This window comes from Nonomuraea phyllanthi (assembly GCF_006334985.2).
Lineage (GTDB): Bacteria > Actinomycetota > Actinomycetes > Streptosporangiales > Streptosporangiaceae > Nonomuraea > Nonomuraea phyllanthi.
Genome location: NZ_VDLX02000011.1, coordinates 267,701 through 291,232 on the forward strand (window position 1 = coordinate 267,701; position 23,532 = coordinate 291,232).

The following is a 23,532-nucleotide window of genomic DNA, read 5'->3' on the forward strand; positions in this document are numbered from 1 at the left end:
GGACGGCTGGGCGGGGCGGATATGGGTAGGCGGCCAGGTATGGTCCCGGTCGGCGCGCGCAGCCGGAGAGTCGTGCCATCCGTGGGGGTGGCGCGCCCGTCCGATGTGCCGGAGGGAGGCATGGATGACGCCTGGACGCTCGTCTACGACGGCCTCGACCTCAGCAGGGAAGGGCTGCGGGAGGCGTTGTGCACGCTCGGGAACGGCAGGTTCGCCACGCGGGGCGCCACCCCGGAGGACAACGGATCGCGCACGCCCGGCACCTACGCGGCGGGAATCTACAACCGGCTCGACTCCGTCGTGGCCGGGCGTACGGTGACCAACGAGGACATGGTCAACCTGCCCGACTGGCTGCCGCTGACGTTCGCGACGCCGGGGTCGGAGTGGTTCCGGCCCGAGCGGGTCGCGCTGCTGGCCTACCGGCACGAGCTCGATCTGCGGCACGGCGTCCTCGTACGGGAGGTGCGCTGGTGCGACGGGCACGGACGTACCACGCGGGTGCGGCAGCGCCGCCTGGTGTCGATGGCCGACCCGTACCTGGCAGCCCTGGAGACTACCTTCACCGCTGAGAACTGGTCGGGGCCGATGCGCGTGCGTGCCACGCTGGACGGGCGGGTGTCCAACCGCGGGGTGGCCCGTTACCGGGGGCTGCGCGGTGACCATCTGACCGGGCATGCCACCGGCGCCGAGGACGGCCTGGCCTGGCTGACGGCGCGTACGCGGTGCTCGCGCGTCACCGTGGCCCTGGCCGCCAGGATCGACGCCGGCATCCCCGGCTCGCGGCCGTCGCCCGCCGCCGACCAGGTCTCCTCGGAGCATGTGCTCCACCTGGCTTGTGGCGAGCCCGTGACGATTGCCAAGATCGTGGCGCTGACGACCTCGCGAGACCCCACCGGCCACGACCCCGGCTCGTCGGCGGTCGGCCGCGTTCGCCGCGCGCCGTCCTTCGAGGATCTCCTCGCCGGGCACGCGGCCGCGTGGGAACGGCTGTGGCGGCGCGCCCGGCTCGACGTGGACGGCACCCGCCTGTCGCGAGCCGTCCACGTACACGTCTTCCACCTGCTGCAGACGCTCTCGCCGCACACGGCCGAACTCGACGTGGGGGTGCCCGCCCGTGGCCTGCACGGCGAGGCGTACCGGGGGCACGTGTTCTGGGACGAGATGTTCGTGCAGCCCTGGCTCAGCCTGCGTTTCCCCGAGACCTCGCTCGGGCTGCTGCGTTACCGCTGGCGGCGGTTGCCGCAGGCGAGGGCGGCGGCTCGGGAGGCCGGGTACGAGGGGGCGATGTTCCCGTGGCAGAGCGGCAGCGAGGGCGGTGAGGAGACCCCGACCGTGCACCTCAATCCCGCCTCGGGGCGCTGGCTGCCCGACCACTCCCGGTTGCAGCGGCACGTCGGCCTGGCCATCGCCTACAACGTGTGGCAGTACTACCTGGCCACCGGTTCGATGCCGCCGTGGTGCGCCGAGCTGTTCCTCGACATCGCCAGGTTCTTCGCCTCCCTGGCCACGCTCCACGGCGATCGGTACGAGATCCGCGGCGTCATGGGGCCGGACGAGTACCAGGCCGCCTACCCGGGCGCCGCCACGCCGGGGCTGGCCAACAACGCGTACACGAACATCATGACCGTGTGGCTGCTGATGCACGCCCGCGAGATCGCCGCACTGGCGCCCGAGCTGGTGCCCACGGCGGCGGAGCGGGCACGCTGGGACGACATCAGCCGCCGGATGCGGGTGGACTTCCACGACGGCGTGATCAGCCAGTTCACCGGGTACGCGGACCTGCTGGAGCTCGACTGGGCCCGCTACCGCGGCGTCCGGCGGCTGGACCGGGCGCTGGAGGCCGACGGTGACGACGTCAACCGCTACAAGGCCTCCAAGCAGGCCGACACGCTCATGCTCTGCTACCTGCTGACCGCGGACGAGCTCACCGGCATCCTCGAACGGCTCGGTTACCCGGTCCAGCCCGGCCTGATCCCGCGTACGGTCTCCTACTACCTTGATCGCACCAGCCACGGATCGACCCTCAGCGCGGTCGTCCACGCCTGGGTGTTGGCGCGTTCCAACCGGGCGCAGTCCTGGAGGTTCTTCATCGAGGCTCTCAACGGCGACATCGAGGACGTCCAGGGCGGCACGACCGCCGAGGGCATCCACCTCGGCGCCATGGGCGGCACGCTCGACCTCCTCCAGCGCTGCTATCTCGGCCTGGAGCTGCGGCCGGACGGCCGGCTCCGGCTGGACCCCCTGCTGCCCGGCCGGTTCGGCGTCCTCTCCATGCCGATCCTTCACCACGGGCGCCAGATCTTCATCGACGCCGACCACGACGACGTACGCGTGAACGGCGTCGCCCGCCGCACGTACACGCCGGAAGAGGCGATCACGGCCGGCGACGGAGATCTCGGACGCCGCATCACGCGCTGCCGCGAACGCCTGGGGCTGACCCGCGAACTGGTCGCCGAGCGCGCGGACATGTCATCGGGTTACGTCACATACCTGGAGGAGGAGAACCCCGGCACCGTCGATGCCGGCGCCCTCCACCGCCTGTCGGACGCCCTGCAGACCACGGTGGACGAGCTGCTGGGCGGCGGTGCGGGCCGCCCGGCGCCGCCCGGTCACGGGTGCTACGCCATGCGTACTGCGCCGTGGCGGTGGTAGGGGAGTGGGTGGGCCGATCGGGCGAGCTCACGAGGAGGCTCCGGCTGGACCGAGGTGGAGACATGCGGCAGCTCAGTGCGTTGGACGCGCAGTTCCTCAACTTCGAGACCGCCACCAACATCGCGAACGTCGGCGGGCTGGCTCTCCTCGGCAAGGACCTGTCCAGGGAGAAGATCCAGCGCAGGCTCGCGGAACGCATGGCGGTGGTGCCGCAGCTGCGGCAGCGCCTGGTCCGCGTGCCCTTGGGCCTGGACCACCCGTACTGGGCCGACGACAGCGAGATCGACCTCGGCCATCACGTCCGGGAGCTCACCCTGCCGCCCCCGGGGGACGACCGGCAACTGGGCGAGCAGGTGGCCCGCCTGCACGAGCAGCGGCTGGACAGGAGCCGTCCGCTGTGGGAGATGCACCTGATCCACGGCCTGGCCGGCGGAGGATGCGGCATCTACGCCAAGGTCCACCATGCCGCCGTCGACGGGCTGACGGGCGCGGAGGTGCTCGCCGCGCTCATGGACCCCGTTCCCCAGCCGGCCGAGCACGAGCCCGTGGCCGCCCCGAACCTGTGGCACATGCTGGCCCGGAGCGTGTGGCACCTGGCGGGGAATCCGCTGCACCTGCTGCGGTTCGTCGGCGAGGCCCTGCCGGTGCTGGATCAGCTGCCCGTGATCTCCCGGCTGCCCGGTGCGGGCGGTCTGTCACGGCTGGTACGGCGCGGTGACCTTCCCGAGGCGCCGGATTCCGCCGCCCCCCGGACCCCGCTCAACGGCCCGATCTCGCCCCATCGGAGCTATGCCTTCGTCGAGCTGCCGCTGAGGGAGATCAAACGGGTCAAGAACGCCTACGGCGTCACGGTGAACGACGTGGTGATGACCCTGGCGGCCTCCGCGCTGCGCCGCTGGCTGGTCGCCCATGCGGTGCTGCCGGAGGCTCCCCTGGTCGCGGGCGTGCCGTTCTCCATCCGAGGGCGGGAGGGCGCGAACGGGGGGAACCAGGTGACCATGATGATCACGCGGCTGCCCACGCAGGTGGCCGACGCCCGCCGGCGGCTCGAACTCGTGAGCGAGGCGATGCGGCAGATCAAGGAGCGGTTCGCGCTGACCCCGGCGCGCCTGCTCCGCGACCTGAGCGGGAGCATGCCCGCCGCCCTGAACGGCCTGGCCGACCGTGCCGCGATGGAGCTGATGGGACGGACGCCGCCTCTCAACGTGGTCGTCTCCAACGTTCCGGGCCCGCAGTTCCCGCTGAGGATCGCCGGAGCCAGACTGCTGGCGCACTACCCGGTGTCCGTGGTCACCGACGTGAGCGGGGCCGTGAACCTCACGGCGTTCTCCTACAACGGTCGCCTGGACGTCGGGATCACCGCCTGCCAGGACCTGGTCCCCGACGTGTGGGCCTTTCCCGCCTACCTGCGCGAGGCCCTGGACGAGCTCGACCCGGGTCCCGGAAGGCGGAAGGCGCCGCCGCGCCTCGGGTGATCCGGGTCGAGCCCTCAGAGCCCGTGGATGCGGCGGCCGGTGATCTGGTGGGGGACGATCCGGATGTAGAGCGCGCGCGGGCCACCCGCCCATGAGGTGACGCCGGCCCCGGTGACCTTCTCCACCTCGTCCTGCGGCACGTGGTGCGCGGGCCCCTGGATGAGGACGCTCCACCCCTCCTGGCGGGCCTCGTCGATCCGGTCCACCTGGAAGCCGACCATGATGTCGACTCCTTCCAGGCCGGTGCGCAGATCCTGGTCCATCGGCCCTCCGTAGGCGGTACGGAAGACGACGGCGCCGTCGTGGAACCTGAAGTTCACCGGCAGCACCGTCGGGCCGCTCCTGCCGCCGAACGCCACCCGTCCGATGCCGCCCGGGGCCACCAGCCGCAGGCACTCCTCGCGATCGAGGACCTCCAGGACCGGGTTGTCCGCGCCGGGGCCGGGACCGGGCGGGCGATCGCGCCCGCCACCCCGCAGGTCCTCGACCGTCGTCTCGAGGGCGGCGGCCAGGCGGGCCACGGTGCCCGGGTCGGGAGTGCCGAGATGCGTTTCGAGGTGCTCGACGTATCCGGTGGACATGTCCGCCCGGTCGGCGACCTGCGCGGAGGTCAGGCCGAGCCGGTGACGGTGATAGCTGATGCGACGTCCGAAGTCGCCGTTGCCTGCCATGAGCGTGCCCTCCCTGGTCATCGCCCATGGAACTACCCACACGGCGGCCTCGCGCACAGGGTCCTTCGGCTCCGGATTCGTTCCAGCGGCGTGCGCTCAACCCATGTCATGACGGTCCACGTGGGAGGCGCTCGGACGCTGCCCCGCACCGGGGAAGGAGTACATGACGGTGGCGCCGGACTTCGGCCGCATCACCCTCACACCTAAGATCGCTGTCGCGGCCGAGCTGATCCCGGCCCGCCCTCAAGCCGCCAGGGGCCGCCCGGCCGCCGATCATGAACCGCCGCTCCCATGCCCGAGTTCCGGTGAGTTCATGAGAAGATCAAAGTGATGACGACAGCGCTGTCCGACACGGGCCGCCCGACCTGCCACACGTGCGACGGCCGATGCCACGAGCTCCACCGCGCGCACGCCTGCGGCCCTGGCGATCGGCCGCAGCACAGGCGGGCAGCCGTGCGAGGCGGCGGCGCCGCACGATATCGATCCGCCGCCGGGCCGACAGGGGAGGACGAGCACGTGGCCACGCACGACACCTGTCATGGTCTCGGCCCATACGCATGGTGATCATGTCCCACACCCATGAGACCGTCGCAGCTTACGGCACGCCGGCAAGGTCCCGGGAGAATGCGCCCGAGGGTGCCCCGCCGGTGCCTCGGCGAGGAGAGGGAAGCGAAGGCGCGCTGCTCACGGCAGGCCGGCTCACCAGCGTGGGCCAGATCGCCGGACTACGACCACGTCATCGGCGCGGCGACGGCGGCCACGTGCCCGCGGCCGACGTCGACCTCATCGACGCGTTGGATCCCCGGACCTGGCGCACCGTGGCATCCTGGCTGCTCGACAGACCCAGCACTGCCGTACGGCGAACTCGCCTGCAAACTTTGGCCTCGTTCCTGCGCTGGCTGCTGGATACCGAGCCGGACCGGGAACTATTCGAGGCCACGGGGCTGCATCTCGCCCGTTACTGTGAGCACGCACGGACAGGCGCGCTCGCCATCGGTGGTCGCACGCCCGGCAAAGAGCTCGCCAGGTCGACCACGGCAAGGAAACACGCCGTTCTGTCCTCGTTCTACGCCTTCGCCTGGCAGTGCGGCGCCCTCGCACACCACTTCACAGCCGGGCCGGAAGCCCGCACGCTTCGGCGTGATGAACGCCGCCTGCTACGTCTCGGAACCGCCCGCCTGGCCGACCGCGGCCACCTGACGCAGGCCGTGGCCGCCGCCCTGCTGGAGGCCACCGGGGCGACCGTGGAGGTGCTGGCCACCTTGAGCAGCCGGAGCATCACCATTGCGGGGGAGAAGGGGGCCAGCGTGCCCCTGCTCATCACCATGCGCGACCGCCACGGCGACATCGTCGCCTTTCCGATCCCCGCACAAGTCCGTCCGTGGCTGACGACTTTGCTCTCCACGCACCGCGCCGGGGATCTGCTCTTCACAAGAGGCAACGGTCAGCGTGTGGATCGGGAATGGGTCCGTCTGGCACTTGTCGACGCTGCGCTCGCCGGCGGCATACCAAAGCCGCGAGCTGAACTTCTGCGCCCCCACATGCTGTAGGGGATTGCCGCTCGTGCACACGTCAGCCACAATCCGCCGACGGGGCGCAAGACTGGAAACGATCACGTCGGCCGGTTCCTGTGACGACCTACCAGGACGGAGGTGATCGTTTCCCGGGCCCTGCACGGAGTCGACGTCACCGGGACCGTCGAGGTCCGGGAATCGGGATCGATCAGTCGTTGCGGGGTTTGCTGAATTCCTCGATGAGCACGGGATACTGCTCCCCGCCGTGTCCGGCGGCGATCGAACGGTCGGCCATCGCTTTGATCAACTTCGGCAGTTCGGCGTTGACACCCACCGCCTCGCTCTCCTCGATCAGGTGGTTCATCGCTCGCGCGTCGGTCTCCAGGGCCGACACCTCGGCCGGGAAGGAGCCGCTGTCGATCTGCTCGGCATACCCGGGCAGCCATTCGGCCACGCCGGCCGCGATCTGCTGCGCGAACGGCGCGAACGTCGCGGCGCCGACACCGGCCGTCCTCAGCAGGGCCGTGCCCTGGAGCCAGGCGTTCAGCACGCTCCACATCATGGCGAGGCCGGCCACGTCGTACAGAGACGCCAGCCCAGGGTCCGGACCAAGGTAGGTGACGGTGCCGAGCGCGTCGAGCGTTGACTTGTGCGCCTCGAAGTCCGGCTGCGGCCCGCTGTGCAGAATCACCGCCTCGGCGGTCCCGATCGCCGGCGGGACGGCCATGATGGCCCCGTCCAGGTAACGGGCGCCGCGCTGCCCGGCCCATTGAGCAGCCTCCCGGGCCTGGGCCGAGTCGCCCGAGGTCAGGTTGATCAACATCGTGCCGTCCAGCTCGCCATCGCTCGCGCCGAGCAGCTCGTGCATGGCCTGGTAATCGGTGACGCAGATGATCGTCAGGGAACGTGCCTGGAGCGCGTCGCCGACCGTTGGCGCTAGCCGTGCACCCTCGGCCACCAGCTGGTCGGCTTTGGAGGGTGTGCGGTTCCACACGGTCGTGGGATGCCCGGCCTTCAGGAACGCGCCGGCGAGCGCCCGTCCCATCAGCCCGAGCCCGATGACGGTCACGGGTGTATCGGTTGTGCTGTTCATGGCAGCATCGTCAACGTTGATACCGGTGTGAAGGTCAAGTGAGGTTTCGGTGCTGATCGGGGAACTGAGTCGCCGGACGGGCGTCAACGCCCATCAATTGCGCTACTACGAGGCCCAGGGTCTGCTGGAGGCAGAGCGCGGCGCGAACGGTTACCGCGAATACGACGAGAACGCCGTGCTGCGGGTGAAGCAGATCAGGCACCTGCTTGGTGCGGGTTTGTCCTCTGAGGACATCGCGTACCTGCTGCCTTGTGCGGTCGGAGAGGCCCCGGAGCTCCTCGGATGTCCCGAGTTGCTGGCCGCGATGCGGTCACGGCTGCAGCGGCTGGACGATCAGATGGACAGGCTCGCTCAATCCCGCGACGCTCTTGCCCACTACATTGCCGCGGCCGATCGCATGGCCGGCGAAAGCCATCCCCTCTTTGACTGTGCCGGCCAGGAGCGCACGCCCGCCTGAGCCAGCTGTTACGCGATGTGGGCCGTTCTTGAAACGGCCGGACTGAGGTTGACGGGACTGCCACCGGCGGCGCTGGAGCTGACCCGTGTCCTGCGCATCGAGGGGCTGGAGGCCCGCGTCGTGCTCGCCATGGCCCACCATCCGTACCCCCGTCAGGTGGAGGCGGCAGCCGCGATCCTCGAAAGGCAGGGCGGCCTGGGCCGGCACGCCAAGGCCGTCGCCCTGCTCGGGGAGGCCGGAGCGCGGCGGCGCCGCCGACGGGGGCGGCGCCGCCCGGCTGTCACGGCGTGGCCGCGGCCGCCGCCTGGTAGGCCTCCTGCTGCTGCGCCTCGAAGTAGGTCCCGACGAGGTTCGGTCCCTCGTACCAGCCCGCGATGACGTTCGGCGCGACGGGGTCGCCGTCGAACCGGCTGGACACCGCCGTCTGGATCCCCTCGCCCGTGACCGGGTCGTACTCCTCGAACCAGGGGCCGCCGCTGGAGCCCGCGCTCAGGGCGCTGGCCAGCTGCGGGTCGAGGTACGGGAAGCTGCCCTGCCAGGCCGTCCCGGTGGTCTCGATCATCACCTTGCCGTCGTTCTCCCGCTGGTCCGACACGGGCATCCCGTGGTTGATCGGGGCCGGTGGCGTCGAGTTGACCGGCACGCCGGGAGTGTTCCTGCTGGCGTGGTACCAGGCCCGGGTGTTGTCCTGCGGGTATCCGATGACCGTGCGCTGCCCGGCGCGGGGCCGGTTGAAGGCCACCTGCTGCCCGCCGGTGACGTCCTCGATCCGCTGCGAGCTGCCGGGCTTCCTGACCGTCAGCGCCGCCATGTCCTGCCCGGCGGCGAAGAACGGCGCGGCGTTCCACGCGCCGGTGAGGAACACGTTGGTGACCGCCCAGACCCCGTAGGGCGCGATCTGCGCGTCCGGGTAGCCGTCCGGGTCGGCCGCAGCCTCGGCGTCCAGCGTCGTGCCGTCGAATCCCGGGATGAAGACGCCATTGAGCATGACCTCCTCGGTGGAGAAGGGGATCTTGACGACGGCGCAGTGGCCGGCGGTCAGCACGACGCTCTTGTTGCCGCTGACCACGACGTTGCCCGAGCAGGTGGTCTTGATCTCCCCTTCGGGGGCCTCGGCGGTGTTGGTGGTCGATTTCAGGATGAACAGTTTGCCGACCGTCTTGGCTGACAGGCCGGTCTTCGGGGTGGGGCTGCTGAGCGCGTCGTCGTGGCCCGACGACACGGCGGACGGGGCATGGCCCTGGTCGTTGGCGAACTTGAGCGCGCCCAGGTCCCAGTAGTCGACGACCTGCTGCGCGGTCGCGGGCTGGCCGCCGACCTCCCAGGCAAGGGGTAACTGCGCGGCCGCCGCCGATGCCGGGGCGGTCATTCCGGCGACGGTCATGGACATGGCTGCGGCCACGACGGCCACCCTGCGTAGTGCTCTCACCCGTGCCTCCCGGGGCAGAGACGGTGATGTCCGCCTCAGGGTAGGAATCGGCGGTGGACGCCCGCTTCGTCGAACCTGACGAGGCGGTTCCCGGGCCTTTGGGCGACCTGCCCAACGCGGGCCGCGCCCGCGGACGACGGCGGCGCGGCGGGCGTACGGGCAGGTCCTGGCGTCGTGGAGGTGGCTTCGGGTGGGGCCGGCGCCCCTGGACGGGGCCCGGCCTCGCATGTCTTCGGCGCCGGCCCTTCGACGGTGGTGACCTCGTCGGCCGGTCGGAGATCCCGGGCGGGGAGCGCGCAGGGATTGACCGCCTTACGGGTCATGACGAGCATTCGAACGAAGTCCCGTTAGCAGAGCGGAGTTGAGCGGCTTGCCGAGACTTGCCGGTCGGATGTGTCTCGCCGAAGGGTTTTCTCAGGTCAAGGCCTATGCGGCTCGATAGGCCGCGACGCGGGTGGAGTACGCCCGGTGCGCCTTGCGCTCAGCCGGGCCGGCTCTGTCTGCGCGCCGAACCAAGCGGAAAACGATCTTTCAGGGCGTTGCCTCGTCGTAGGGCAACGTCAGTCGTGAACGCCCCCTGAACGGTCAGCGTCGGAAACGATCACTCTCTTCTCGGGAAGCGATCTACTCAACCCCTCGTGCGCCCCAGGCCGGCCCTGTGCGTGAACACCCCGATGTCGATGCCGGCCGAGCGCAGCCTTGCCTCGAACAACGCCCTCAGCCGGACCCAGGCCGGCTTCTGCTCGTCTCCGTGCTGGGCGAGCAGCCCGTACCGGATCGTGGCGTCGGTGCGGGCCCGGAGTCCGTCCGGGACGGGTAGCAGATCGGGATGGGCGATGAAGTGGTCGGCCATGGCCGTGGCGAGTTCGTCGACCCGGGGGTCGTCCGGCTCCCACTCGGCGGCACGCCACAGGCGCTTGACCAGGGAGAGGTATCGAGGCTCGTCGAGGGCGCGCTCAACCTTGGCGACGTAGTCGTCGAAGCCCTCCGGCACCAGGGCCCTGACCAGTATCAGGCCCTCCCTGGCCATCGCCACGTCGTCGGGGGTGAAGCCGAGGTCGGCGGCCACCTTGTCCAGCTTCGCGAGCACGCTGTCGGGCAGCAGGGCCCGGTCGCCGGTGGCTAGCCGACGCAGCATGTCACGCCGCGCGATCAGCTCGTCGATCCGATCGTTGAGGCGCCGTTCGACGTCGACAACCGCGGCGGCGAACCGGTCGGGATCGGCGTCGAGTACCGCCCCGATCTCGGCCAGCGGTACGCCGGCGGCGGCCAGCGTCCGGATCTGGACGAGCCGCAGCAGGTCGGCCGATCCGTACCGTCGATAGCCGGAACTGTCGCGTCGTGGTTCGTCGATCAGCCCGTGCTTGTGGTAGTGCCGTACGGCCTTCACCGTGACGCCGGCGAAGGCCGCCGCCTGGCCGATCGTGACGCCGTCCGTCATGTGCTCTGCCGACCTCGTGATCGTGGGGTGCCGGCGAGCTCGCGAACGGCGTCGGCGACGGCACGGAAGTCCTTGCGCAGCATGTTGCCGTGGTTGCTGGTGACCTTCGCGCTCACCTTGATGTTGGGGTTGCGGGAGAGCACCGGGCCGAGGCTGGCGCGCATGCTTTCCATCTCATCACGGCCGCCTCCGAGGTTGCCGCCCGTGGCGACCACGTACCGGACCGGAAAGGTCACGCTGTCGAAGACAGGGTCGAGGGCGGCGTAGATCTGGTTGAGCTCGATGTTGCTCCGGGCATGCTGCTCGGCGGACATCTTCCCGGCCATACCCATCATGGAGAGCACGGGCAGCAGAAAGCGCGACCGGTGCCACAGCCGCCGGACCCGCTCCTCGGCGTAGGCGAAATCGAACGGGTACGCGCCGTCCACGGACACCACCCCCACGACGCGGTCCGGATTCCGGACGGCCCAGTGCAGCGCGACCGGCGCGCCATAGGACCAGCCGACCAGCAGCGGCCGCTCCACACCCCTGGCCGCAAGGATGGCGCCGACGTCACCGACGTGCGCCTCGAACGAAGCGGCCGTGGCTGAACGCCTGGATCGGCCGCGAGCCCGCATGTCGTAGGTGACGTTCCGGTAGCCGCTGCCGAGTTCGGCGATGACGCGCCGCCAGTACCGCTGACTGGCGAACTGGCCATTGAGGTAGACCACGCAAGGGCCGGGCCCACCGGTGTCGGTCACAGCCAGCGCGGTGTCGTCGACTGCCACCATGCCGGTCCAGGGGGAGTTGGAGTTGGTCACCCGTTCAGCGTGCACCCTGACCCAAGGTCAAGGTCAATCCCCCAGAGCGACACCCACGCTCACCGGCAAAGCTCGGTCAGTAGGGCCGCCCGGGGCATCGCAGCCCCGGATCCGATCGTCACCACGGGTGACAGACCGCGCCCTGCTGCACACCTTCCGCCGCCCGCGCATCCGCTGCGAGATGCGCGCCGACATCCACGAGGCCTTCCTCACGCCGGCCTGCGCGCTCATCTGCCGGCGGCGCCTCACTTCATTGCGTCAGCTGCTCCAGGGCGCAAGGGAAGGCGCACCTCGAAGCGGGCGCCGCCGTAGGTGGAGTCCAGGACGGCGATGGTGCCCGAGTGGGAGCGTACGATGTCGCAGGCGAGCGCCAGGCCCAGGCCGGTGCCGCCGTGCCCGCGGCTGCGGGCTGTGTCCAGCCGGGTGAACCGTTCGAAGACCCGCTCGCGATCTGCCTCGGGGATGCCCGGGCCGTCGTCGCAGACCACCATGATCGCCTGCTCGCTGTCGGGGTGCACCTCGATCTCGACCCGTTCGCGGGCATGCCGTTGGGCGTTGTCCAGCAGGTTCGTCAGCACGCGGGTGAGCTGGCTGGAGACCCCCTCCACGATGACGCCGTCGGCCAGGCGAGCCCGTACCGGAATCCGATCGGCACGCCGGCCCAGCTCCGTACGGATCAGCTCCGCCAAGTCGACCTTTTCGCGCACCGCGGATGCGCTGGATTCGAGCCCGGCCAGCAGCAACAGGTCTGCCATGATCGCCTGCAGCCGGTCGACGTCGCCCAGGGTCTCCGCGAGCAGCCCGTCGACGTCCCGGCCGTGCGGGTGCAGCTGGGCCTCCTCCAGCTTGAGGCGCAGCCCGGCCAGCGGGGTACGCAGTTCGTGCGAGGCGTCGGCGACGAACCGCCGCTGCTCGTGGGTGGCTCGCTCCAGCCGCAACAGCGTCTGATTGAGGGTGTGGATCAGCTTGGTGATCTCGTCGTCTCCTTCAGGCTCGGCGATACGGTCGGTCAGATGGTTGAGAGTGATCGCGGCGAGCTGGGAGCGGACAGCCTCCACGGGCCGCAGGATGCGCCCGGTGACCTCCCACGCGATCCATCCGACGGCGACAGTCAGGACGGCGGCCTGCGCCGCCACGATGAAGTTGACGAACGTGGTGGACGTCAGCGTCGTGGTGCGGCGGGCGGCGTAGACCACCGGGGAGCCTGATCCGTCCGCTCGGAGCGCGGTCATGCGCAGGCAGCCCGGTTCGGGGTTGGCGCAGGTCTGGCCGTTCTCCATCGCACCGCCGGGCGGGCGCATCAGCTTCACCATCGGCTCGCTGCTCGCCGTTGCGGACGAGGCGAGCACATGCCCGCTGGGACTGACGACCTGCACCAGATCGACCCCCGGCACCGAAGGTTTGATCACGCGAGGGAGGACGCCCGCGCGGACGGCCGCGGCCACCAACACCGCCTGCTGCTGCGTCTCCTGCCAGGCCACATCGGCGACCACCGTCGAGATCACCTGGCTCATCACCACAGCCATGGGCACCAGGATCAGCAGCGTGCAGACGACGCCCAACATCGTGAGCCGCCCCCGAATCGACCGTGGGCGCCGTATCAACAAGTAGTTGCCCACGTCCCCAAAGTAGTGAACCCATCCCGGTCCGTGACAATGCATTGGAAAAGGCTCGGCCAAGTCTCCTTCGCCGGGCCCGCGGCATCGGGCGGTATCAACGGGCCGCCACGACGACGCTGCTCCTGGTGCGGATCGCGCTCGCCCACAGGAGGGGGCCCTCCAGGCTTCATCATCGCGTGCGCTCGGCCCGCCGGCGTCGTCACCCCCGGCGGTCTCCGTCGTGGACGCGCCCCAGCCTCGGCGATCGGCCCGGGGCGGGCGTGCCGACCACATCCACCGGCACCTGCCCTCTACACCAGTCGCTGCTCGGGTGCGGGTGGACGCCGGGGGTGGGCGGCGGCGCGCAGGAACACGAACATGTCGGGATGGTCTCGCCCCGTCATGACGGCTGTCTCGCCGTGGTGATGGCCGCGGGCACGCTTCCCGCCACCAGCAACGCGATGGCGACTGCGCCGACGGCGATCGGGTTGCCCGGCAGGATGAACATGACCATCGTCAGCGGGCTGCTGGCCACCATGGCCCAGGCGGCCCAGGCGGGGAGGACGCGAGCGCGCCGCAGGGCGATCCCGAGCAGCACGTAGGCCAGCAGGTGCCCGACGATGTAGATGATCAGGTAGGTGTTCATGATGGGCCCGTAGGCGAAGCGGTCGTAGAGCGGGCCGTGGCTGCCCGGCAGTTGGCCCATGGTGCGGGCGAGTTCGTCCAGGGCGGTCAGAGCCGAGAGGGGGATCCAGCCGAGCACGCCCAGGAGGCCGCCGATCGTGGCCGGCCAGGGTGCGTGGCGGCGAGCGAGCCAGGCCAGGCCGACGACTCCTATGGGGAGCAGGAAGCCGGCGGCGACGAATGCGATGACGTGTGCGGTGTTGGCGGCAGGATCGGCCTCGGCGTTCGCGGCGATGGTCTCCGCGCCTCCCATGTGCATCAGCGGCGGCGCGAGCAGGCCGCCGAGGAGGAAGCTCAAGGGCCCGCCGACGATGGACACAGCAGTGATCCACCGGATGAGCCGACTCTGGCCGACGGACATGGTGGTACCTCCGTACAGTGGGATGGCTGATTCGTCGGCAACGGTAGGAGCCGGGCAGCTTCGGCTGAAACATCCCGCGGGGCGGTCCTGATGTACTCCCGTGGGGGGACAGCGAGTGCCACCGGCGGGCGATGCCTGGGCCGGATCTGCGGCGTTATGCTCCCCGTGTGATCCGCCGGACCCTTCTCGTTGATGCGCTCCTGGCCCTGCTGGTCGGCCTGGTCGCGATGGCGATGCTGGCCGGGACCAGCGAGCAGAGCGCCGGCGGGTTCCGGCATGTCGACGCCATGGGCATCGGGCTGGTCGCTGCGTCAGCGGCGCCGCTGATCTTTCGCCGGGTCGCTCCTGTGCCGGTATTCATCGTGGTAGCGGCGGCGACCTTGGCGTTGGCAGGATTCGGATATCCCTTCAACTTTCCCTTCGGACCGCTGGTGGCCGTCTACGCGTTGGCGACCAGGCGGACGCGCGGCCGGCTGATCCTGGCGGTGGGAGGCAGCGCCGTACTGCTGACGGGTGCGGCGTTGCTCATGGCGCGGCAACAGCCCGTGAGCGAGGTGGCGGGCCGGATGGTGATCTGGGGGTTGAGCTTGGCGGGGGCGTGGATCGCGGGTGAACTGGTGCGGGACCGGCGCGAGCGGGCCGCGGAGGCGAGACGGCGGGCCACGTTCGAGGCCGAGCAGGCCAGGAAACTCGCCGTCGCGCAAGAGCGGATCCGGATCGCGCGAGAACTGCACGACTCGGCCGGTCACGCGCTCGGTGTCATCTCGGTTCAGGCCGGGGCCGCTCGCCTGCTGTACGAACGCGATCCAGAAGGTTCCCGTACGGCGATCACGACGATCGAAAAGGTGGCTCACGACACCATGGAGGAGATCAGCCGGCTGGTCCGGGCCTTTCGCAGTGACGGCGAGAACGAGCAGGTCGTTCCTTCCGGCCCCGGCGCGCTGCAGGAGTTGGTGGCGCGGCATCGGGACGCCGGGCTGACGACCGGCTTGGAGGTCAACGGCCTGCCCCAGGCGATGTCGCGCGACGTGGCGAGGACGGTGTACCGCGTTCTGCAGGAGGCGTTGACGAACGCGGGCCGCCATGGGACCGGCCAGGCGCACGTCACGATCGACTTCCTGCCCGATGCCGTCGAGTTGACGGTCACGAATCCCGTGGCCGGTGGCACGCCGGCCGGTGGCGGAGGGTCCGGGATCGGCGGATACGGGCTCATCGGCATGCGGGAGCGCGTCGCCCTGGCCAACGGGACGCTTGAGACCGTGAACGCAGGCACCACCTTCAGGATCCACGCCCGGCTGCCCCACCCCAAGGAGGCTTGATGAGCTCCGTGAGCCCTCGAGTGCTGGTCGTCGATGACGACGACCTCATGCGGGCGGGGTTGCGGGCATTGCTGTCGAGCGACGAGTCCATCGAGGTGGTCGGCGAGGCGGCCGACGGGCGGGAGGCAGAAGAGCACGCCCGCCGCCTGACCCCGGATGTCATTCTGATGGATGTACGCATGCCAGGCGTGGACGGCATCACTGCCACCAGACGGATCACCCGATCCGCGCCGGCGGCACGGGTCCTGATCCTCACCACCTTCGAGGACGACGAATACATCTTCGGCGCGCTGGCCGCCGGAGCGTCGGGCTTCCTGCTCAAGCGCACCCGCCCTGAAGAACTCATCAACGCCGTGCACGTCATCGCGACCGGAGAGTCGCTGCTCTCCCCGGCCGTGACGCGGACCGTCATCGACAAGATGGGCTGGAGCCAGCCGAACCACCGGCTCTTGTCGCCGCTGACGTCACGGGAGCGCGAGGTGCTGACGCTGATCGGCCGTGGCCTGTCCAATGCGGAGATCGCCGGCGAGCTCACCGTGGAGGAGTCCACCGTCAAGACCCACGTCAAGAGGATCCTGGCCAAGGCGAATCTCCGGGATCGTGTGCAGGCCGTGATCCTGGCCTACGAAAGCGGTCTGGTACGGCCGGGCAGAGCGGAGTTGCGGCCCGACGTGTGAAGCCGGGGGCGTACCGACACCGGCGCGAAGCCGTCCAAGCCGTGGATCAGGGACGGGAAGGTTGTGCCGCCGCCCGGCGCGCACCGTCGTCCCGGCACGGGCCCTCCGCTGGGGTCCGTGCGACGAGCCCCAAAGGAGCGCTTCGTGATGTATCAGCTTCAGTACGTGGTGGTCACAGCTAGGGGATACCGGGCTGTGGCGGTACGCAAGCGGATCAGCGTTCCGCCGCTCGGCAAACAGGAGGAACCGGCCGGCCTGAAGGCGCTCAAGCAGGAGATCTCCCGCCGCTGGGGCGTGATCGACCTGTTGGACGTGCTTGAATCGCGCTGCGCGATCCGGCCTGGCAGAGGCGGCTGAGCCCGGCCGACCGGCGCGGCCTGTCGGCCCTGTTCCGGACCCACCTGAACCTGTACGGGCGCTTCGAACTCGACATGAGCCGGCACTCGGACCTGGACGGCGTTCCCGCCCTCGGGGAGAGGCCGGGGCTGCAGCATTGGGCTGACCTGCTGGCGTGCCCTTGCCGCACAGGCACAGGGTTTCGGCGCCAGCCAACCGTGCCCACTTTCAGCAGCAGTGGTTACGGCATACTGCCCGGCCGGGATCAAGCACGAGCGGTGCCGTTGGAGAACGACACGGGCACCTGGAACGGTGCCGGGGCGGGTCAGGCGTTGCGGCGGGAGCGGGCCAGAGCCAGGCCGCCAAGGACCGCACCGGCCAGCCCCAGCACCAGGGCCAAGGCCGCCCCGAATACTCCGTTGCCGGTGCCGAGACCACCGTCGGAGACGGCCAGTTTCACCGCGCCGTTGAGCCCGCCGATCACCCCCGCTGCCAGGGCCACGGTGGCTGCGCTTCTCCCGCCGTTGCCGGTACGGCGGACGGAGCGCAGCGCCAGCCAGCCGATGATCACGGCGCCCAGCGCCACCAGTGCGGCCACACTGGCCCAGATACGCGCAGAGGTTCCGAGGAACGTATCGACACCCTGGCCCGCGCATTCTGCCGGTGTCGTACAGACTGGCGAGGCCGCCTGTTCGGCAAGCACAACCAGGACGGACATGGAGGATCCTTTCGGTCGGTTGACGGGCGCCCGCAACGTGCGCGGCGCGGCGCCTCTTCGATCATCGCGCCGCCGAGGCAGGCACGGCCTCCGCCGGCGGATGGCAGCCTCTACGCAGTTCGGCGTAGACGACTCGTGCCTCGGTACGCCCGTCGTCGTAGGCGGGCCACGCGTCTGGAAGGAGTGTTCTCGCGGGCGGTGACCGTAGGATCGCGGCATGGAACACCGCGTGGTGTCGTTGCGCCTGCCGGTGCCGGCGCAGGACGTGTTGCTCGCGCTGTTCATCACCGTGATGCAGGTTCAGGGCACGACAGTCCGCAACGCCGGCGAGGTGGTACAGCGTCCCCTTACCGACCTCGGAAATTTGGGATATGTCCTGCTGGTCGCCAGTGGTGTGGTCATTGCCGTTCGCCGCCGGTGGCCGGTGCCGGTGTTCGTCACCGCCGCGATGGCCAGCCTGGTGTACTACGGCCTCGACTTCCCGGACGGCCCCGGCTGGCTCGGGCTCTTCGTCGCCCTGTACTCCCTCGCCGCCTACGGTGACGGGCGCCGGTCCCTGGTGATCGCCGGTGTGGGCACCACGGTGCTCGCCGTCTGCTGGCTGGTCGCCGCGGCCGACATCGAGCCTCGCGCCGCCGTCGGCTGGGTGTTCTTCCGGATCGGCGCGTCGGTCATGAGTGCGGCGCTCGGCGAGTCCGTCCGGTCCCGGCAGGTCATCGCGGCCGAAGCTCAGCAGCGCGCTGAGCTGGCTGAAAGGACTCGTGAGGAGGAGGCGCGGGCGCGGGTGGACGCCGAACGGCTCCGGATCGCGCGCGAGGTCCACGACACCGTCGCGCACGCCATAGCGATCATCAACGTGCAGTCCGGTGTCACCGCGCACGTGCTCGACAAGCGGCCGGAAGTGGCGCGCGAGGCGCTGCGCGCCATCGAGCAGACCAGTTCCCGGGCGCTGCGGGAGATGCGGGCCGTCCTCGGGGTTCTCCGTGACGACGACGATGACGCCGGGCGGGCGCCGTATCCTGGGCTGGGGCAGATCGACGAACTGGCCTCCAAGGCACGCCAGGCCGGACTCGACATCAAGCTCCAGGAGACGTCGCCCGAGACGCCGTTGCCCAGCGCGGTGGGAAGTGCCGCTTACCGAATCGTTCAGGAATCGATCACCAACGTGATGCGCCACGTCGGCCCGACCCGCGTGACGGTGGCGCTGAAGGCGGGGATCGAGGTCTTGGAGATCCGCGTGACCGATGAGGGCCGCCGTGCCGCCCCAGGTCATGACTCGGCGGATCCGCGTCCACCGGCCCGGCATCCGAGCGGCACGGGCGGCTCGGCCAAGCCCGGCCGCGGGATCGTCGGCATGCGCGAGCGCTGCCGGCTGCTGGGCGGAGAACTCGACGCCGGGCCGCTTGCGGGCGGCGGGTTCGAAGTCAGGGCACGGCTTCCCCTCACGCCGACCGGGTCGCGCCTATGAACGCGACGGCCGCCTCACCGTCGACCAACGCTCCGATCAAGGTGCTGGTCGCTGACGACGAGGCTCTCGTGCGATCCGGGTTCAAGGTCCTGCTCGACCTTGAGGACGACATCACGGTGGTGGGAGAAGCCACCAACGGCGCCGAAGCCGTCGAACGGGCCCGCGCCGGCCGCCCCGACGTCGTCCTCATGGACATCCGCATGCCCAGGCTGGACGGGATCCAGGCCACCGCCCAGATCGTCCGGACACACGGGTTGGAGCAGGTCCGGGTCCTCATCCTCACCACCTACGACACCGACGAGTACGTCTTCGACGCCTTGCAGGCCGGTGCCAGCGGGTTCCTGCTCAAAGACGCCGGGCCGGCCGAGCTCCTGCATGCCGTCCGGGTGATCGCCGCCGGAGACGCGCTGCTCGCGCCGCGGATCACTCGACGCCTCATCGGCCAGTTCACCGCGAGGCGAACCGCTGCCCAGGCCGCGGAGGACCGGCTCGCGGTGCTGACCGAGCGCGAGCGCGAAGTGCTGGCCCTGGTGGGTCAGGGCCTGAGCAACCACGAGATCGGTGCCCAGTTGTTTCTCAGCCCGGCCACCGTGCGCACCCATGTCAGCCGTGCGATGACGAAACTGGGCGCGCGCGACCGCGCGCAACTGGTCGTCATCGCCTACCAGACAGGACTGGTCAGCCCGGCGACGTAAGGCACGGCCAGGCCGGGCTCTGGCAGCGACCTGGCGTAGGCGATCGTCATCCAGCAATTGGGGCGGCCTCCATGGCGTCCACGTTCGCGGGCGGCCTGGCCGTCCGGCGACTTCTCGCGCACGTACTGCCGTTCGGGCTCCGCCATCCCGGCGAAGAAGGTGAACAGGGCCGGCCCCTGCCCGATGGAGGGTTGTACGTGCTCTGCAACGGGCCAGTCAGCAGCTCCAGCTTGATGTCGTGATGAGACAGCTCCTCGGCAATGGACCGCAGCACGGCCTGGGTGCTTCATCTCATGCATCGTGAAGATCACCCGCTGGTGCGGCACGCCTGTCCTGATCGTGCGAGCTGTTCCCTCACCTTGGCGGGACCCCGGCCGCCACTCTGGTCCGGGTGCTGATCTCTTCGGAGAAGATCACGACCACAATACATCAAATGAATTTGATGTATTGTGTCGGCATGGTGCTGCCCGATCAGGCTGCCCCGCCGCCCTTCGTCCAGTTGGCCGCCCACGAGGTGCGCTGGCGGCTGCTTCGCGCGCTGGCGCACAGCGACCTGCGCGTGCGAGAACTCGTCGTCCTGATCGGCGAGCCGCAAAACCTGATCTCCTACCACCTGCGGCTGTTGCGCTCCGGCGGGCTGGTCAACGCCCGCCGCAGCAGCTTCGACGGCCGCGACAGCTACTACCACCTGGACCTTGAGCGCTGTGCGGACGCGCTGGCCGACGCCGGTGCCGCCCTGCACCCCGCCCTGCACCCCGCGCTGCGCCTGCCGACCGCCGAACTGGCCGACACGGCCGAGACCTCTGCGGCGGAAACGCCCTCCGTGCTGTTCCTGTGCACGGGAAACAGCGCCCGTTCACCCATCGCCGAGGCCCTGCTGCGCCGGCGCGTCGGCAGCCGCGCCGAGGTGACCAGCGCCGGCAGCCACCCCAGAGCCCGCCTGCACCCCCACGCCGTACGCGTGCTCCGCCGGCGGTACGACATCGACATCGCCGACCAGCGCCCACGGCACCTGGACACGCTGACCGGCCGCCGCTTCGACTACGTGATCAGCCTGTGTGACAAGGTTCGCGAGGTCTGCCCCGACTTCGACGACCACCCGCCACGAGGGCCGCAACGCCTGCACTGGAGCATCCCCGACCCGGCCGCCATCGGCCGCGACGAGACCGTCCAGGACAGCTACCCCGCCTTCGATCGCACCGCTGCGGAGATCGACACCCGCATCCGGCACCTGCAACCCATCCTGTTCTCCACCCCGCACCGAAAGGTCCGGTCATGACGGCAACCGACCAGGTCGCCAGCGTCCGCTACATCGTCGACGACGTCCAGGCGGCCATCGACTTCTACACCACCCACCTCGGCTTCACCCTGAACTTCAGCGCCGCCCCCGCCTTCGCCGACGTGGCGCGCGGGCCGCTGCGGCTGCTACTGTCCGGCCCCACCAGCTCCGGCGCCCGCGCCACCCCCGACCAGGAGGCCGGCGCCGGCCGCAACCGCATCCACCTGATCGTCGACGACCTGGACGCCGAGATGGCTCGACTGCGCGACGCAGCTCTGCCGTTCCGCAGCGACGTGGTCACCGGCCCCGGCGGGCGCCAGATCCTGCTCGCCGACCCCGCCGGCAACCTGATCGAGCTGTTCCAGCCCGCCCCCCGGCCCGCCCCCACGCCCACGCCGTGAACGCCTCGACGCGACGGGCTCACCTTGCGCCGCCATGCGGTGAGCCGGTCGGTGGCCGATCGGCTCGCCCTTCTGCCGAGAGCCCAGGAGCGATCATGCCCCCCGCACCCCCGGGGTGGCGCTGCCGCCTGCGCACGATCTTCGGCTCGAAGCTCCCGATCGCGTGGGACGGTGATCTCGACCAGCCCGGCCACCAGCTCCAGATCCGTTGTTCTTACAGCCCGTCGCCAGAGCCGGCCTCGAAGGAGGAGGCCATCGTTCGAACCGCCGAGAAGTCCATCAGCCGCGCGCAAGGTCCGATTCCCTGTTCGATCCAGCTCTCAGGCCGCGCGCCGTGTCACCCGCCCGCTCCGTTCAGTATCCTCACCAGTCACGGAGGCCGTCTGGTTTCGTTCCCTGTCGCGCTGACACAGTACGCGGAAGGTCGTGAGGATGTAGGCATGAGTTCATCGCAGCCCCTCGCCGGCCCCGGGTCCGAGCCGAAGACGACCTCAGGCGGGGCGGTGAATACCGCCGGCGCGGGATCCCGCCCCCCATCGCCCCACACCCGTGGGCCCGCCCCGGATCACCGCTACTTGCTCGACAACGCCCGGGTGGAGGCAGGCGAGCGGTTCACCTGGCTGGCCGAGCTGTTCGACGGTGTCACACGGGGGCACTTCGACCGGCTCGGAGTGAAGGCGGGCTGGCGCTGCTGGGAAGTCGGTGCCGGAGGCCCCAGCATTCCCGAGGCACTCGCCACGGCCGTCGGACCAACGGGTTACGTGCTGGCCACGGACATCAATCCGGCCTGGTTGGACCCGCACGGCGGGTACGAGGTGCTCCGGCACGACATCGTGGGGGACCCGCCGCCGCAGCCGGGCACGTTCGACCTGGTACACGCCCGGCTCGTGCTCGTCCACGTGCCCGACCGTGCCCGGGCGCTGGCGACGATGGTGGCGGCGCTGCGCCCCGGTGGCCGGCTACTGGTCGAGGACGCCGATACCGAGCTGCAGCCGCTGGCCTGCCTCGATGAGGTCGGCCCGGCACAGCGGCGCGCCAACCGGCTGCGGCGCGCCGTCCGGGAGTTGATGACCCGCCGCGGCGCCGACCTGCGCTACGGGCGTACGCTGCCGCGGGCGTTGCGTGCGGCCGGCCTGGTCGATGTCGCGGCGGCCGGCTGCTTCCCGGTCGGCGGCGTAGCCTGCGACCGGCTGGAGACCGCGACGGTGCGCATGGTCCGCGCCGAGTTGCTCGACGCCGGGTTGGCCGACGACGCCGAGGTCGACGCGCACCTGGCCGCCATCGATGCCGGCGAGCTCGACCTCACCCTCGCGCCGTTGATCTCGGCGTGGGGACGCCGCCCGGGATAGCCCGCGGCGTCCGGGCCGCGGTCAGCCGCAGGACGGTGGATACGGCGCAGCCCGGCGTCACGGCACCAGCCAGCTGTTGGGGCGGGTTCGAAGGAGGCGCCGCCGGACTCTCGTATGCGGACGACCGCCCCGAGCACCCCCACGCCGAGCACCGCGCCGATCTGCCGGGTGGTGCTGCTGACGCCCGTCTGTCATCGAAGATCCACACCGAACACTAGGGTGGCGGTCGTGACGACGAAACGGTGGGCACTGGGCGGCGACTTGAGCGTCGCGAGGATCGGATACGGCGCGATGAAGCTGACCGGCTGGCCGAGGGGTGAGCGGCCCAGCCGGGACACCTCGCTGGCCATCCTGCGCCGGGCCGTGGAACTCGGGGTGAACCACATCGACACCTCGTACTACTACGCGCGTGACGGGGTGGCGGCCAACGAGCTGATCCGGGAGGCGCTCCACCCGTACCCGGACGACCTGGTGATCGTGACCAAGGTGGGCGCGCTGGTCGAGGGATCCGACCTCTCCCTGCCGGCGACGGGGAAGACCGGCCTCACCCCCGGCAACCTGCGTCGTGGCATCGAGGCGAACCTGCGCTCGCTCGGCCTGGACCGCCTGGACGTGGTGAATCTGCGGATGGGTGACCTCGACCGCGGCGACACACCCCTGGCCGCGCCTCTGGAGACCCTGCTCGCGATGCGCGAGGAGGGCCTGATCCGCCATCTGGGCATCTCCAACGTCACCGCCGCCGAGTTCGCCGAGGCCCGCAAGATCGCGCCGATCGCCTGCGTCCAGAACCTCTACAACCTGGCCCGACGCGATGACGACCCGCTCATCGACGCCTGCGCGGAGGCCGGCATCGCCTACGTCCCCTTCTTCCCGGTCGGCGGTTTCCAGCCGATCACGGCCGAACGCCTGGACGCGGTCGCCTCCCGCCACCGTGCGACCGCGCCGCAGGTGGCCCTGGCCTGGCTGCTGGCCCGATCGCCGAACATCCTGCTCATCCCCGGCACCGGCTCGCTGGACCACCTGGAGCAGAACATCGCCGCCGGCGAGCTGAGGTTGAGCAAGGAGGACATCGCCGAACTCGGATGAGGGCGGACCCTGACCTCATGAAGGAGCCG

The 23,532-nt window shown here is 70.3% G+C and carries 21 protein-coding genes and 1 pseudogene; 14 read left to right on the forward strand and 8 right to left on the reverse strand.

All coding sequences use genetic code 11. The annotated features are described in order from the left end of the window. The first annotated feature begins 120 nt into the window (after window positions 1-120). Together FH608_RS28855 and FH608_RS28860 are read left to right on the forward strand one after the other, a co-directional pair. Window positions 121-2,652: a helix-turn-helix domain-containing protein gene (locus FH608_RS28855; protein ID WP_193318676.1), complete on the forward strand. Its 2,532-nt coding sequence runs from the start codon at window positions 121-123 to the stop codon at window positions 2,650-2,652. Window positions 2,653-2,714: 62 nt separating this feature from the next. After that, window positions 2,715-4,127, forward strand: coding sequence for a WS/DGAT/MGAT family O-acyltransferase (locus tag FH608_RS28860; protein ID WP_139633763.1), 1,413 nt, complete (start codon window positions 2,715-2,717; stop codon window positions 4,125-4,127). 14 nt (window positions 4,128-4,141) lie between these two features. Here the strand turns inward: FH608_RS28860 and FH608_RS28865 are convergent, their stop codons facing one another. Then, a complete protein-coding gene (locus FH608_RS28865; protein WP_226900002.1) occupies window positions 4,142-4,855 on the reverse strand; it encodes a helix-turn-helix domain-containing protein in 714 nt (237 codons plus the stop codon). Between the two features lie 500 nt (window positions 4,856-5,355). Here FH608_RS28865 and FH608_RS28870 point away from each other — a divergent pair, with 500 nt between their 5' ends. Then, window positions 5,356-6,348, forward strand: a complete 993-nt coding sequence (locus tag FH608_RS28870; protein WP_139633764.1) for a hypothetical protein — start codon at window positions 5,356-5,358, stop codon at window positions 6,346-6,348. A gap of 172 nt (window positions 6,349-6,520) precedes the next feature. Here FH608_RS28870 and FH608_RS28875 read toward each other — a convergent pair whose 3' ends face one another. Beyond that, window positions 6,521-7,381, reverse strand: coding sequence for an NAD(P)-dependent oxidoreductase (locus FH608_RS28875; RefSeq protein WP_226900003.1), 861 nt, complete (start codon window positions 7,379-7,381; stop codon window positions 6,521-6,523). Window positions 7,382-7,454: 73 nt separating this feature from the next. On the opposite strand from FH608_RS28875, the gene FH608_RS28880 reads away from it, so the two are divergent. Further along, entirely contained in the window at window positions 7,455-7,862 is a 408-nt protein-coding gene (locus FH608_RS28880) for a MerR family transcriptional regulator (RefSeq protein WP_139633765.1), read from the forward strand. 280 nt (window positions 7,863-8,142) lie between these two features. Here the strand turns inward: FH608_RS28880 and FH608_RS28885 are convergent, their stop codons facing one another. From FH608_RS28885 to FH608_RS28895, 3 genes are all read right to left on the reverse strand, one after another. After that, on the reverse strand, window positions 8,143-9,291 hold the full coding sequence (locus tag FH608_RS28885) for a trypsin-like serine peptidase (protein WP_139633766.1): 1,149 nt from the start codon (window positions 9,289-9,291) through the stop codon (window positions 8,143-8,145). 628 nt (window positions 9,292-9,919) lie between these two features. Next, window positions 9,920-10,732 carry a MerR family transcriptional regulator gene (locus tag FH608_RS28890; RefSeq protein WP_139633767.1) on the reverse strand — a complete coding sequence of 271 codons (813 nt, stop codon included), beginning with the start codon at window positions 10,730-10,732 and terminating at the stop codon, window positions 9,920-9,922. Further along, entirely contained in the window at window positions 10,729-11,502 is a 774-nt protein-coding gene (locus tag FH608_RS28895; protein WP_139633768.1) for an alpha/beta fold hydrolase, read from the reverse strand. Before FH608_RS28895 ends, FH608_RS28890 begins: the two co-directional genes overlap by 4 nt. 175 nt (window positions 11,503-11,677) lie before the next feature. On the opposite strand from FH608_RS28895, the pseudogene FH608_RS54450 reads away from it, so the two are divergent. Next, window positions 11,678-11,767 (forward strand): annotated as a pseudogene (locus FH608_RS54450) (IS5/IS1182 family transposase); the annotation flags it as partial. 10 nt (window positions 11,768-11,777) lie between these two features. Here the strand turns inward: FH608_RS54450 and FH608_RS28900 are convergent. Both FH608_RS28900 and FH608_RS28905 read right to left on the reverse strand, forming a co-directional pair. Continuing rightward, window positions 11,778-13,211 carry a sensor histidine kinase gene (locus FH608_RS28900; RefSeq protein WP_193318677.1) on the reverse strand — a complete coding sequence of 478 codons (1,434 nt, stop codon included), beginning with the start codon at window positions 13,209-13,211 and terminating at the stop codon, window positions 11,778-11,780. Between the two features lie 319 nt (window positions 13,212-13,530). Further along, a complete protein-coding gene (locus FH608_RS28905; protein WP_139633770.1) occupies window positions 13,531-14,133 on the reverse strand; it encodes a hypothetical protein in 603 nt (200 codons plus the stop codon). A gap of 209 nt (window positions 14,134-14,342) precedes the next feature. Between FH608_RS28905 and FH608_RS28910 the strand changes: the two genes are divergently transcribed. The 3 genes from FH608_RS28910 to FH608_RS28920 all read left to right on the forward strand — a co-directional run bounded on the left by FH608_RS28910 (window position 14,343) and on the right by FH608_RS28920 (window position 16,528). Beyond that, the gene (locus FH608_RS28910; protein ID WP_193318678.1) at window positions 14,343-15,494 is read left to right on the forward strand and encodes a sensor histidine kinase; all 1,152 of its coding nucleotides are present in this window, start codon (window positions 14,343-14,345) and stop codon (window positions 15,492-15,494) included. Beyond that, entirely contained in the window at window positions 15,494-16,171 is a 678-nt protein-coding gene (locus FH608_RS28915) for a response regulator (protein WP_139633772.1), read from the forward strand. The genes FH608_RS28910 and FH608_RS28915 overlap by 1 nt, the downstream gene beginning before the upstream one ends. Window positions 16,172-16,315: 144 nt before the next feature. Continuing rightward, window positions 16,316-16,528: a hypothetical protein gene (locus tag FH608_RS28920; protein WP_139633773.1), complete on the forward strand. Its 213-nt coding sequence runs from the start codon at window positions 16,316-16,318 to the stop codon at window positions 16,526-16,528. A 304-nt stretch (window positions 16,529-16,832) separates the two neighbouring features. On the opposite strand, the gene FH608_RS28925 is transcribed toward FH608_RS28920, so the two are convergent. Then, on the reverse strand, window positions 16,833-17,225 hold the full coding sequence (locus FH608_RS28925; RefSeq protein ID WP_139633774.1) for a DUF6223 family protein: 393 nt from the start codon (window positions 17,223-17,225) through the stop codon (window positions 16,833-16,835). Between the two features lie 217 nt (window positions 17,226-17,442). Here FH608_RS28925 and FH608_RS28930 point away from each other — a divergent pair, with 217 nt between their 5' ends. The 6 genes from FH608_RS28930 to FH608_RS28960 all read left to right on the forward strand — a co-directional run bounded on the left by FH608_RS28930 (window position 17,443) and on the right by FH608_RS28960 (window position 23,503). Next, window positions 17,443-18,693: a sensor histidine kinase gene (locus tag FH608_RS28930; protein ID WP_139633775.1), complete on the forward strand. Its 1,251-nt coding sequence runs from the start codon at window positions 17,443-17,445 to the stop codon at window positions 18,691-18,693. Beyond that, window positions 18,690-19,388: a response regulator transcription factor gene (locus tag FH608_RS28935; RefSeq protein ID WP_139633776.1), complete on the forward strand. Its 699-nt coding sequence runs from the start codon at window positions 18,690-18,692 to the stop codon at window positions 19,386-19,388. The genes FH608_RS28930 and FH608_RS28935 overlap by 4 nt, the downstream gene beginning before the upstream one ends. A 457-nt stretch (window positions 19,389-19,845) precedes the next feature. Then, entirely contained in the window at window positions 19,846-20,667 is an 822-nt protein-coding gene (locus FH608_RS28945; RefSeq protein ID WP_139633777.1) for an arsenate reductase/protein-tyrosine-phosphatase family protein, read from the forward strand. Next, complete coding sequence (locus FH608_RS28950) at window positions 20,664-21,068, forward strand: VOC family protein (RefSeq protein WP_139633778.1); 405 nt, start codon at window positions 20,664-20,666, stop codon at window positions 21,066-21,068. The genes FH608_RS28945 and FH608_RS28950 overlap by 4 nt, the downstream gene beginning before the upstream one ends. Window positions 21,069-21,643: 575 nt before the next feature. Beyond that, window positions 21,644-22,417 carry a methyltransferase domain-containing protein gene (locus FH608_RS28955; protein ID WP_226900004.1) on the forward strand — a complete coding sequence of 258 codons (774 nt, stop codon included), beginning with the start codon at window positions 21,644-21,646 and terminating at the stop codon, window positions 22,415-22,417. Between the two features lie 228 nt (window positions 22,418-22,645). Beyond that, the gene (locus tag FH608_RS28960) at window positions 22,646-23,503 is read left to right on the forward strand and encodes an oxidoreductase (protein ID WP_193318679.1); all 858 of its coding nucleotides are present in this window, start codon (window positions 22,646-22,648) and stop codon (window positions 23,501-23,503) included. Window positions 23,504-23,532 lie beyond the last annotated feature (29 nt).

What these genes read in the sequence shown, in the direction of transcription:
- FH608_RS28870 (WP_139633764.1), top strand. Translation starts at nt 5,356, where the DNA reads ATGGTGATCATGTCCCACACCCATGAGACCGTCGCAGCTTACGGCACG.
- FH608_RS28925 (WP_139633774.1), bottom strand. Translation starts at nt 17,225, where the DNA reads ATGTCCGTCCTGGTTGTGCTTGCCGAACAGGCGGCCTCGCCAGTCTGT.
- FH608_RS28890 (WP_139633767.1), bottom strand. Translation starts at nt 10,732, where the DNA reads ATGACGGACGGCGTCACGATCGGCCAGGCGGCGGCCTTCGCCGGCGTC.
- FH608_RS28895 (WP_139633768.1), bottom strand. Translation starts at nt 11,502, where the DNA reads ATGGTGGCAGTCGACGACACCGCGCTGGCTGTGACCGACACCGGTGGG.
- FH608_RS28950 (WP_139633778.1), top strand. Translation starts at nt 20,664, where the DNA reads ATGACGGCAACCGACCAGGTCGCCAGCGTCCGCTACATCGTCGACGAC.
- FH608_RS28930 (WP_139633775.1), top strand. Translation starts at nt 17,443, where the DNA reads ATGGAACACCGCGTGGTGTCGTTGCGCCTGCCGGTGCCGGCGCAGGAC.
- FH608_RS28860 (WP_139633763.1), top strand. Translation starts at nt 2,715, where the DNA reads ATGCGGCAGCTCAGTGCGTTGGACGCGCAGTTCCTCAACTTCGAGACC.
- FH608_RS28915 (WP_139633772.1), top strand. Translation starts at nt 15,494, where the DNA reads ATGAGCTCCGTGAGCCCTCGAGTGCTGGTCGTCGATGACGACGACCTC.
- FH608_RS28855 (WP_193318676.1), top strand. Translation starts at nt 121, where the DNA reads ATGGATGACGCCTGGACGCTCGTCTACGACGGCCTCGACCTCAGCAGG.
- FH608_RS28935 (WP_139633776.1), top strand. Translation starts at nt 18,690, where the DNA reads ATGAACGCGACGGCCGCCTCACCGTCGACCAACGCTCCGATCAAGGTG.
- FH608_RS28945 (WP_139633777.1), top strand. Translation starts at nt 19,846, where the DNA reads ATGGTGCTGCCCGATCAGGCTGCCCCGCCGCCCTTCGTCCAGTTGGCC.